Raw genomic sequence first — 10,939 nt, forward strand, 5'->3', positions numbered from 1 at the left:
TCGGAGGGCCTGCCGCAGATGCGGAGCCCTGCCGAGGGTTCGGAGGGCCTGCCGAGGGTTCCGACGGCCTGCCGGGAGATTCGGAGGGCCTGCCGGGGGAAATTGTCGGAAGCAGGCCGAATCAAGCGCGTGAGCATGCGGACGACGCGCCACCAGAAATTCTGCGGCGCGCCGAGAAATGGGCAGCGGAAATACACCTCCGCCGAATATCCCTTCTTTGTATACGGCCCTCGTGTTAATGACGCGGGCCCGACATGTTTACGACGTGTTGCGAAGTCCTCACACGGTCCTGGCGTTCTCCGCCCGCGAAGCGCAGCCGGTGCGCGGTGGAGGAGCGCTCGGTGTGGAGCGCCGTGAGCGACCGCGCGCGATCGCCGTCCCCGCGCGCCACCGCGTCCACGATCGCGCCGTGCTCCGCCCAGGACTCCACCGGGTTGGCCGGCGCCTCCACCGCGTACATCCACGCGATCTTGTGCCGGAGCTGGGTGAGCGTCGAGGTCAGGGCATGGCTGCCGGAGGCCTGGGCGAGCGTCTCGTGGAACCAGCCGCCCAGGGAGCGCAGATCCTCACTGCTGCCCCTTCTGGCGCGCTCCTGGCCCAGCCGGACGAGGCCGCGCAGCACCTTGAGGTGCGCCTCGGTGCGCCGCTGGGCGGCCCGGGAGGCGCCGAGCGGCTCCAGGAGCGTGCGCATCTCCAGCAGGTCGGCGGCCTCCTGCTCGGTCGGTTCGGCGACGCACGCGCCCGCGTGCCGCCGCGTGACGACGAATCCCTCCGCTTCCAGCGTGCGCAGCGCCTCCCGGACGGGGACGCGGGAGACGCCGTAGCGGCGGGCGAGGAGTTCCTCGGTGAGGCGGCTGCCGCGCTCGTAGACACCCGCGACGATGTCGTCCCGGATGGCCGTGCACACCGAGTGCGCCGGAATACGCATGACCGACCTCCGCCTTAATCCCCGTGAAACGTCGACGAATGACGTGTGTTCAGTGACTCTATTGCAGTGAGCCGCACATTCCGACGGTGAGCCGGAATCCAGGGATATTTTTTGGACAGCGAGGCGCAGGAAAACGGCGAAAGCCCCGGCCGCAGGGGCCGGGGCGGGAGGATGTGTCGCCGGGTGCCGTGACAGGTGGGGACGCGTCGCCGGGCGGGGACGCGTCGCCGGGCGGGCACGCGTCGCGGGGCGGTGCCGGCGGGCGGGTGGTGCCGGCGGCCGGTGGTGCCGGCGGTTCGCATGCGTCACCGGGTGGCGCCGGAGGCCGAGCCCCCGGACGTCGTCAGAGGCTCACACCGTGCTTGCGGAGGTAGGCGACCGGGTCGATGTCCGAGCCGTACTCGGCGCTCGTGCGGGCCTCGAAGTGCAGGTGCGGGCCGGTGACGTTGCCGGTCGCGCCGGAGAGGGCTATCCGCTGGCCGGCGGTGACCTTCTGCCCCACCGAGACGCTGATCGACGACAGGTGGCCGTACTGGGTGTACGTGCCGTCGCTCATCCGGAGCACGATCTGGTTGCCGTAGGCACCGCCCCAGCCCGCCTCGACGACGGTGCCGGCCCCGACCGCGTGCACGGTGGTGCCCGTCGAGGCGTGGAAGTCGATGCCGGTGTGGCTCCCGGACGACCACAGGGAGCTGCTCGCCCGGTAGGAGGTGGAGACGTAGGAGCCGGTGATCGGCGCCACGAAGGTGTTGAGGCGCTTGCGCTCGGCCTCACGGGCGGCGCGGGCACGTGCCTCGCGCTCCTCCTTGACCCTCTCGGCGGCCTCGGCGGCGGCTTCCTTGCGCGCGGCCGCCGCCTGGGCGGCCTGCTTCTGCGCGGTGGCCTGCTCGTCGATCCGCTCGGCGACCGTGTCGCCGATGGTGACGACGGGGATGAGGCCGGTCTGCTCGGCGGAGGGCTCCGCGGCGAGGGCGGGACCGGAGGCGGCGGTGCCGATGACGCCGGTGGTGGTGAGCGCCGCGATGCCCGCCGCGCGGGCGGAGGTGCGCTTCATCCGGCCGGGACGACGGTGCTTCCCGGTGGCGCAGGTGAACGCCATGAAGTTGAGCGGTCCTTTCCTTCCCTCTCGCCTACCGGGTTAGCTGACGGGTTCGGAGCAGGAAGGTCTCCTACGGACCCCCTCGCGACACGCGCGGGCGTCCGATTCACCCCAGGGACTTCATCGTTGGGTCCCCGGCTCCCCTGGCTCGCGCCGTACGGGGACTCGGCGATGGCTGTCCGGTGCCGCGGATGCGGCGCACTGCCCGACGAACAGCCCGGACGAACCTAGACGCGCCCGCGATCAATCCCCAAACGTGCCGCGGTTTTTGTAGCGCATGCCACAGGGCAGACAGGCAGCCTCTCCCCCAATTCGGACATCCCTTTCAGACATCGGAAGACATCGAAGGGCCCTGGTGACCGGCCGGTCACCAGGGCCCCGCACACACCCGTGTCACCTCGGGGCGCGTGCCTCGCCGTGGGTGGTGGAGCCCCGCGGCTACTCGGCCGGGACGACCTTCACCTCACCGATGCCCAGGGCCTGGACCGCGTCCTTGATCCGGCCCGCGTCACCGACGAGCACGGTCACCAGGCGGTCCACCGGGAAGGCGCTGACGACCGCCGCGGTGGCCTCCACGGTGCCGGTCGCGGCGAGCTGCTGGTACAGCGTCGCCTGGTAGTCGTCGGGCAGGTGCTGCTCGACCTGGTCGGCCAGGGTGCCGGCCACGGCCGCGGCGGTCTCGTACTTCAGCGGCGCGACCCCGACCAGGTTCTGCACGGCGACGTCCCGCTCGGCGTCGGTGAGCCCCTCGGCGGCGAGGGTGCGCAGCACCTTCCAGAGGTCCTCCAGCGCGGGGCCGGTGTTGGGGGTGTCCACGGAGCCGCTGATGGCGAGCATCGCGGCGCCCGTGCCGTCCGGCGCGGAGCGCAGCACCTGGCCGAAGGAGCGCACGCCGTAGGTGTAGCCCTTCTCCTCGCGCAGGACGCGGTCCAGGCGGGAGGTGAGGGTGCCGCCGAGGCAGTACGTGCCGAGCACCTGCGCGGGCCACACGCGCGCGTGCCGGTCGGGACCGACGCGGCCGATCAGCAGCTGCGTCTGGACGGCGCCGGGGCGGTCCACGATGACGACCCGGCCGGTGTCGTCGGCGGTCACCGGCGGCACCGGCCGCGGCTGCGCCGAGGAGCCCGTCCAGGCGCCCAGGGTGTCCCCGAGGAGCCCTTCCAGGTCGATGTCCGTCAGATCGCCGACGACCACCGCGGTGGCCGTGGCGGGGCGGACGTGCTTCTCGTAGAAGGCCCGGACGGCCCCGGAGTCGATCTTCTCGACCGTGTCGGCGGTGCCCTGGCGCGGACGCGACATGCGCGTGCCGGCCGGGAAGAGCTCCTTGGAGAGCTCCTTGGCGGCACGCCGGGAGGGGTTGGCCAGCTCGTGCGGGATCTCGTCGAGGCGGTTGCGCACCAGGCGCTCGACCTCGCTGTCGGCGAACGCGGGCGCCCGCAGGGCGTCGGCGATCAGACCGAGGGCCTTGGCCAGGCGGGAGGCCGGAACCTCCAGGCTCAGCCGGACGCCGGGGTGGTCGGCGTGCGCGTCGAGGGTGGCGCCGCAGCGCTCCAGCTCGGCGGCGAACTCCTCGGCGGAGTGCTTGTCGGTGCCCTCCGAGAAGGCCCGCGCCATGATCGTGGCGACACCGTCGAGACCGGTCGGCTCGGCGTCCAGGGGCGCGTCGAGGAAGATCTCGACGGCGACCACCTGCTGCCCCGGGCGGTGGCAGTGCAGGACGGTCAGGCCGTTGTCGAGCGTCCCGCGCGCGGGGGCCGGGAACGCCCACGGCCTGGCGTCGCCCGCCTGCGGCTGGGGGTGGAAGTCCATCGTGGCGAGCTCGGTCACTTGGCCGCCTCCTCGTTCTCGTCCGCGTCGGGGGTGTCGTCGGTGCCCTCGGCGCCTTCGGCGCCTTCTTCAGCGCCCTCAACGGGCTCGTAGACCAGCACGGCCCGGTTGTCGGGGCGCAGGCGGGCCTCGGCGATCTCCCGCACCTCCTCCGCCGTGACGTCCAGCACGCGCTGGACGGCGGTCAGGGCGAGCTGCGGGTCGCCGAAGAGCACGGCGAAGCGGCACAGTTCGTCGGCGCGGCCGGCGACCGTGCCGAGACGGTCCAGCCACTCGCGCTCCAGCTGGGCCTGGGCCCGCTCCATCTCCTCCGGCGTGGGGCCCTCCTCGGCGAACCGGGCGAGCTCCTCGTCGATGGCGGCCTCGATGACGGGCACCTCCACGTCGCCGGAGGTCTTCACGTCCAGCCAGGCCAGGGAGGGCGCGCCGGCGAGCCGCAGCAGGCCGAAGCCGGCCGCCACCGCCGTACGGTCGCGGCGGACGAGGCGGTTGTAGAGGCGGGAGGACTCGCCGCCGCCGAGGACGGTGAGCGCCAGGTCGACGGCGTCGCACGCGCGCGTACCGTCCTGCGGCACACGGTAGGCGGCCATCAGGGCGCGGGCCGGGACCTCCTCCTCGACGACCTCGCGCAGCTGCTCGCCGATGGTGTCGGGCAGGGAGCCGTCACGGGGTGCGGGCTTGCCGTCGTGGGCGGGGATGGAGCCGAAGTACTTCTCGATCCAGGCGAGCGTCCGCTCCGGGTCGATGTCGCCGACGACCGACAGGACGGCGTTGTTGGGCGCGTAGTAGGTGCGGAAGAACGCGCGCGCGTCCTCCAGCGTCGCCGCGTCCAGGTCGGCCATCGAACCGATCGGGGTGTGGTGGTAGGGGTGGCCGTCCGGGTAGGCGAGGGCGGTCAGCTTCTCGAAGGCCGTGCCGTAGGGGACGTTGTCGTAGCGCTGGCGGCGCTCGTTCTTGACGACGTCCCGCTGGTTCTCCATGGACTCGTCGTCCAGGGCGGTCAGCAGGGAGCCCATGCGGTCGGCCTCCAGCCAGAGCGCGAGCTCCAGCTGGTGGGTGGGCATGGTCTCGAAGTAGTTGGTGCGCTCGAAGCTCGTGGTGCCGTTGAGCGAGCCGCCCGCACCCTGGACCAGCTCGAAGTGGCCGTTGCCCTTGACCTGGGCGGAGCCCTGGAACATCAGGTGCTCGAAAAGGTGAGCAAGACCGGTACGCCCCTTGACTTCGTGGCGCGAACCGACGTCGTACCAGAGGCACACCGCCGCTACAGGGGTCAGGTGGTCCTCTGAGAGCACCACGCGCAGGCCGTTGGCCAGGCGGTGCTCGGTCGCTGTCAGGCCCCCGGAGCCTGCCTGGGCTGTGGCCGTGTGACCCATGGGCATGTACGTCCCTTCCGATCGCGGACGCGGTCGTCGAAACCGCGCTTTTCCTGCCGGTCCTGCCACTGTATGCAAGCGCGCGGAGCGTCGGCGAAGTTCCCGGACGACGTACGCCCAGAGCGAGATCGCGTAGCCTGCGGGCAGCCGTGCAGGAGACACCCCTCCGGCCGGGCCGGACGCCGACGCCCGGGCCCCGGCCCGCGCTGTCAGTGCCACGGTCCACAATGGTCCGCATCAGATCTCGTCACACGCTTCAGCAAGAGTGAGCCGAAGGGCCGCGAGCGTCCCGTAGGCGAGCGCCCAGGAAACAGGAGGAGCCGGCAGCGATGGCCCGCCGCAGCACGAAGACCCCGCCGCCCGACGACTCGTACGAGGAGAAGATCCTCGACATCGACGTCGTGGACGAGATGCAGGGCTCCTTCCTCGAGTACGCGTACTCGGTCATCTACTCCCGCGCCCTGCCGGACGCACGCGACGGTCTCAAGCCGGTGCACCGCCGCATCGTCTACCAGATGAACGAGATGGGCCTGCGCCCCGAGCGCGGCTACGTGAAGTGCGCCCGTGTCGTCGGCGAGGTGATGGGCAAGCTGCACCCGCACGGCGACGCGTCGATCTACGACGCCCTGGTGCGCATGGCCCAGCCCTTCTCCATGCGCGTGCCCCTGGTCGACGGCCACGGCAACTTCGGCTCGCTGGGCAACGACGACCCGCCGGCCGCCATGCGGTACACGGAGTGCCGTCAGACCATGGCGACGAGCCTGATGACGGAGTCGATCGACGAGGACACGGTCGACTTCACGCCCAACTACGACGGCCAGGAACAGGAGCCGGTGGCACTGCCCGCCGCCTTCCCGAACCTCCTGGTCAACGGCTCCTCCGGCATCGCGGTCGGCATGGCCACCAACATGCCGCCGCACAACCTGGGCGAGGTCGTCGCCGCCGCCCGCCACCTGATCCGCTACCCGAACGCGGACCTGGACGCCCTGATGCGGCACGTCCCCGGTCCCGACCTGCCCACCGGCGGCCGTATCGTCGGCCTCTCCGGCATCAGGGACGCGTACGAGACGGGCCGCGGCACCTTCAAGATCCGCGCCACCGTGTCGGTGGAGACCGTGACCGCCCGCCGCAAGGGCCTGGTGGTCACGGAGCTGCCCTTCGCGGTCGGCCCCGAGAAGGTCATCGCCAAGATCAAGGACCTGGTCGGCTCGAAGAAGATCCAGGGCATCGCCGACGTCAAGGACCTCACCGACCGCGAGCACGGCCTGCGCCTGGTCATCGAGATCAAGAACGGCTTCGTGCCGGAGGCGGTCCTGGAGCAGCTCTACAAGCTGACGCCGATGGAGGAGTCCTTCGGCATCAACAACGTGGCGCTGGTGGACGGCCAGCCGCTCACGCTGGGCCTGAAGGAGCTGCTCGAGGTCTACCTCGACCACCGCTTCGAGGTCGTCCGGCGCCGCAGCGAGTTCCGCCGGAGCAAGCGGCGCGACCGCCTCCACCTGGTGGAGGGCCTGCTCACGGCGCTCGTCGACATCGACGAGGTCATCCGCCTCATCCGCTCCAGCGAGAACAGCGCGCAGGCCAAGGAGCGCCTGATCGAGCGCTTCGCCCTGTCGGAGATCCAGACCCAGTACATCCTGGACACGCCGCTGCGCCGGCTGACCAAGTACGACCGCATCGAGCTGGAGGCGGAGAAGGAGAAGCTCAACGAGGAGATCGCCGAGCTGACCCGGATCCTGGAGTCCGACGCGGAGCTGCGCAAGCTGGTCTCGGGCGAACTGGCCGCGGTGGCCAAGAAGTTCGGCTCCGAGCGCCGTACGGTCCTGCTGGAGTCGGCGGGCACCACGGCCGCCGCCGTACCGCTCCAGGTCGCCGACGACCCGTGCCGGGTGCTGCTCTCCTCGACGGAACTGCTGGCCCGTACGGCGAACGCCGAGCCCTTCACCGAGGACGCGGACGGCAGGCGCACCAAGCACGACGTGATCGTCTCCGCGGTGCCGGCCACCGCCCGCGGGGAGATCGGCGCGGTCACCTCGACGGGCCGGCTGCTGCGGATCAACGTCATCGACCTGCCGCGGCTCCCGGACACGGCGTCGGCGCCGAACCTCTCGGGCGGTGCCCCGCTGGCGGAGTTCGTCTCCCTGGAGGGCGACGAGACGGTGGTCTGCCTGACCACCCTCGACGAGTCGTCCCCGGGTCTGGCGATCGGCACGGAGCAGGGGATCGTCAAGCGCGTGGTGCCCGACTACCCGTCCAACAAGGACGAGTTGGAGGTCATCACCCTCAAGGAGGGCGACCGGATCGTCGGCGCGATCGAGCTGCGCACGGGTGAGGAGGACCTGGTCTTCATCACCGACGACGCCCAGTTGCTGCGCTACCAGGCCTCGCAGGTGCGCCCGCAGGGCCGCCCGGCCGGCGGCATGGCGGGCATCAAGCTCACCGAGGGCGCCAAGGTGATTTCGTTCACGGCGGTGGACCCGGCGGTGGACGCGGTGGTCTTCTCCGTGGCCGGCTCGCGCGGCACCCTGGACGACTCCGTCCAGACGACCGCCAAGCTGACGCCGATCGACCAGTACCCGCGCAAGGGCCGCGCCACGGGCGGTGTGCGCTGCCACCGGTTCCTCAAGGGCGAGGACTGCCTGGCCCTGGCCTGGGCGGGTGCCGCCCCGGCGCGAGCCGCGCAGAAGAACGGCACTCCCGCCGAGCTCCCGGAGATCGACCCGCGCCGCGACGGCTCGGGCGTGTCGCTGGCGAAGACGGTGTCGGTGGTGGCGGGACCGGTCTAGGGGCTGTCGTCACATTCCCGTCTGCCCTGCGACGCCCTGCACGCTCCCCCACTGCCTGAACGGCGTGGGCGGTGCCCCCACTCGCCGCACCGGGCCCTGACCCGAGTACATCCAGTACGAGGGTCAGGGCCCGGCACTCCCCCAGCCCTCGGCCGGGGGGACCCCCAGAGCACGCACCTGACGCCGCCAGGCCCGCCCTTCGGGCGACGACGGGAATGTGACGACAGGACCTGGGGCCCCGTGGAGGGCTCCTCCCGGGAGCCCTCCAGATCCTCAAGGTCCTCGAAGGCCGTCCAGATCCTCAAGGCCGCCCCGATCCTCAAGGTCCTCAGGGTCCTCAAGGTCCTCCGGGGCACCGGGGTCGTCGAGGCCGTCGCGGTCCTCGGCGGCCTCGGGGGCATCGAGGGCCCGGGGATCTCCGGGGCCCGCAGGGTCCTCAGGGTCCTGTACGTAGCGCAGGACGCCCCACATGCCGTGCTCGTCGGCGTGCGGGGCGTCGCTCGCGCAGGCCTCCAGTTCCTTGCCGAGGGCGTCCGCGTCGATGCCGGAGCCGATGAGGACGAGCTGGGTGAGGCGCTCCTCCCCGGCTCCCCAGGGCTCGGGGTAGAAGCGCAGGAAGGGGCCGACGGCGTGGACGGTGTACCGGTTGCCGGGGTCGTGCGGGCCGAAGTCGACGTACCCCTTGATCCGGTACAAGCCCTCGGGGCGGCTGTCCAGGAACGGCATCAGCCGGCGCGGGTCGAGGGGGACCGCGGAGACGAAGGACAGGCTGTCGTACGCGGTGTGCAGGTGGTCGTCGTGGTCCTCGTCGTGGTCCTCGCGCTCCGGGTCGTCCTGGAGGTGCAGATCGTCGAAGGACAGCTGTCCGACGCGCTCCTCGCTCGGCCGGCAGTCGAAGAGGAACTCCGGATCGACCCGGCCGTAGGTGGCGGGGACGACGGCGGCCCGGTCGGTGAGCGAGCGGACGAGGCCGAGGACCCGGTCGGCGTCGGGCGCACGGTCGAGCTTGTTCACGACGACGAGGTCGGCGAGGGCGAGATGCCGGTCGATCTCGGGGTGCCGGGAACGGGTGGCGTCGAACTCGGCACCGTCGACGACCTCGACGAGCCCGCCGTACACGATCCCCGGCTGTTCGCTGGCCAGCACCATCCGGACGAGTTCCTGGGGCTCGGCGAGCCCGCTGGCCTCGATCACGATGACGTCGACGCCGACAGCGGGGCGGGCCAGCCGTTCGAGGTAGACGTCCAGCTCACCGCCGTCGACGGCGCAGCACAGGCAGCCGTTGCCGAGGGAGACGGTGGAGTCGCCGAGCGCGCCGGCCACGGCCAGGGCGTCGATCTCGATGGCGCCGAAGTCGTTGACGATCGCGCCGATCCGGCTGCCGCCGCTGCGGTGGAGCAGGTGGTTGAGCAGTGTCGTCTTGCCGGAGCCGAGGAATCCGGCGAGGACGACGACCGGGATCTGATGCGGGCTGCGGCTCTCTGTCACCGTGCGACCTCTCTGTGACCTGCCCGTGCACCGGCTCTCAGCCCGGCGCACGGCCGAGGACGGGCGTGCGGACCCAGGATACGAGCCGGAAAGATCACCGCGAAGTGACCGCCGGTCGGCAGCACTCCCGGAGCGGACGTCGGGCAAGGCGCTGTCCTGCCGTGAGTCACCCGGGCCGGGCGGCGCGGCCCTCATGCCCACTTCTCTGTTGCGGCGCGCCTCCGCGCGCGTGGGCCGGAGCGTGGGCCGGAGCGTGGTCCGGAGAGGGGACATCTGTGCGCCCCGCGCGCCACACCCTGTCAAGCCAGGTTAGGCTCACCTTCGTGAGTACCTGCACGGCCGTCTCGCGGACTCTCGACGAGCCCATGTCCGGAACCGCGCCCACGGCGAGTACCTGGCTCCTGCTGGAACAGCCCGGTCCCTGGGGGGCCGACGCGCTGGTCTCGAGCCACCTCGATCCCGCGGTCGGCCGCGCCCTGGCAGCGGCCGCCCGGGGCACCGGCGTCCGCGTGGCCCTCATCCGGCGCCCCGGACGCCACTCGGACCCCGGCGCGCCGTCCCTGCGCCGCGTGTACGCGGCCCACACGGTGCCGGGACGGGTCTGGCTGCACACAGCCGTGACGGACGACCCGAGCCGGCTGCTGGACATCGACTTCGCCGCGCTCGGCCGGGGCGACCACCACGGCTTCGACACCGCGCTCCGGGGCTGCCCCCACACCGGCGATCCGCTCGCCGTCGTCTGCACCAACGGAAAGCGCGACCGCTGCTGCGCGCTGCTGGGCCGCCCCCTCGCGGCCGAACTCACCGCCTCGGGCGCGAACGGCGTGTGGGAGGTCACCCACCTGGGCGGTCATCGCTTCTCCCCGACCGTGCTCGTCCTGCCGTACGGCTACGCCTACGGCCGGGCCGAGGCACACACCGTCAAGGAGGTGCTGCACGGTGTCCGGGAGGGGCGGATCGTCCTGGAGGGCTGCCGGGGCGGCTCGGCCTGGGAGCGGCCCGGCCAGGCAGCCGAACTGGCCGTGCGCGCGGCGACCGGTGAGTACGCGGCGGAGGCCCTCCGTGTCGTCCGGACGCAGGGCCGTGCGCCGCGCTGGGAGGTCACCGTCGAGCACGGCGACGGACGGCACTGGAGCGTGGTCGTGGCGCAGGGCGCGTCGCTGCCGCCCCGCCCGGAGAGCTGCGGGGCGTCGGTCCTCGGATCACCGGCGAGCATGGACGTGGTCGCGGTGCGCGAACGGGCCCCGGCGCTGGCGGGCTGAGCGGCCGACGGGCTGCGAGCGGGCCCCGGCGGCTGGCGGGCCGAGCAGCCGACGGGCTGCGAACGGGCCCCGGCGCGGGCAGGCCGAACAGCCGACGGGCTGCGAACGGCCCCCGGCGCGGGCAGGCCGAACAGCCGACGGGCTGCGAACGGCCCCCGGCGCGGGCAGGCCGAACA

General features: G+C 72.2%; 7 protein-coding genes and 1 riboswitch. Of the genes, 2 read left to right on the plus strand and 5 right to left on the minus strand.

Going from position 1 to position 10,939, the window contains the following annotated elements; all coding sequences use genetic code 11:
* Nucleotides 1-235 precede the first annotated feature (235 nt).
* From ACIP67_RS33220 to ACIP67_RS33235, 4 genes are all read right to left on the minus strand, one after another.
* Nucleotides 236-928, minus strand: coding sequence for a GntR family transcriptional regulator (locus tag ACIP67_RS33220; protein WP_401696766.1), 693 nt, complete (start codon nucleotides 926-928; stop codon nucleotides 236-238).
* A gap of 343 nt (nucleotides 929-1,271) precedes the next feature.
* Nucleotides 1,272-2,027 carry a M23 family metallopeptidase gene (locus ACIP67_RS33225; RefSeq protein WP_401696768.1) on the minus strand — a complete coding sequence of 252 codons (756 nt, stop codon included), beginning with the start codon at nucleotides 2,025-2,027 and terminating at the stop codon, nucleotides 1,272-1,274.
* Between the two features lie 13 nt (nucleotides 2,028-2,040).
* A riboswitch (cyclic di-AMP (ydaO/yuaA leader) is annotated at nucleotides 2,041-2,208 on the minus strand.
* 257 nt (nucleotides 2,209-2,465) lie between these two features.
* Nucleotides 2,466-3,854, minus strand: a complete 1,389-nt coding sequence (locus tag ACIP67_RS33230) for a M16 family metallopeptidase (protein ID WP_401696770.1) — start codon at nucleotides 3,852-3,854, stop codon at nucleotides 2,466-2,468.
* On the minus strand, nucleotides 3,851-5,233 hold the full coding sequence (locus ACIP67_RS33235; RefSeq protein WP_401696773.1) for a M16 family metallopeptidase: 1,383 nt from the start codon (nucleotides 5,231-5,233) through the stop codon (nucleotides 3,851-3,853). The genes ACIP67_RS33230 and ACIP67_RS33235 overlap by 4 nt, the downstream gene beginning before the upstream one ends.
* A 323-nt stretch (nucleotides 5,234-5,556) precedes the next feature.
* Here ACIP67_RS33235 and ACIP67_RS33240 point away from each other — a divergent pair, with 323 nt between their 5' ends.
* Nucleotides 5,557-8,013 (plus strand): DNA topoisomerase (ATP-hydrolyzing) subunit A, encoded by a 2,457-nt coding sequence (locus ACIP67_RS33240; RefSeq protein WP_401696774.1) that lies wholly within the window; start codon nucleotides 5,557-5,559, stop codon nucleotides 8,011-8,013.
* Between the two features lie 273 nt (nucleotides 8,014-8,286).
* On the opposite strand, the gene ACIP67_RS33245 is transcribed toward ACIP67_RS33240, so the two are convergent.
* Nucleotides 8,287-9,501 (minus strand): CobW family GTP-binding protein, encoded by a 1,215-nt coding sequence (locus tag ACIP67_RS33245; protein WP_401696775.1) that lies wholly within the window; start codon nucleotides 9,499-9,501, stop codon nucleotides 8,287-8,289.
* A 323-nt stretch (nucleotides 9,502-9,824) separates the two neighbouring features.
* On the opposite strand from ACIP67_RS33245, the gene ACIP67_RS33250 reads away from it, so the two are divergent.
* Entirely contained in the window at nucleotides 9,825-10,763 is a 939-nt protein-coding gene (locus ACIP67_RS33250) for a sucrase ferredoxin (protein ID WP_401696777.1), read from the plus strand.
* Nucleotides 10,764-10,939: the final 176 nt, after the last annotated feature.

Source organism: Streptomyces sp. NPDC088812, from assembly GCF_044750285.1.
GTDB lineage: Bacteria > Actinomycetota > Actinomycetes > Streptomycetales > Streptomycetaceae > Streptomyces.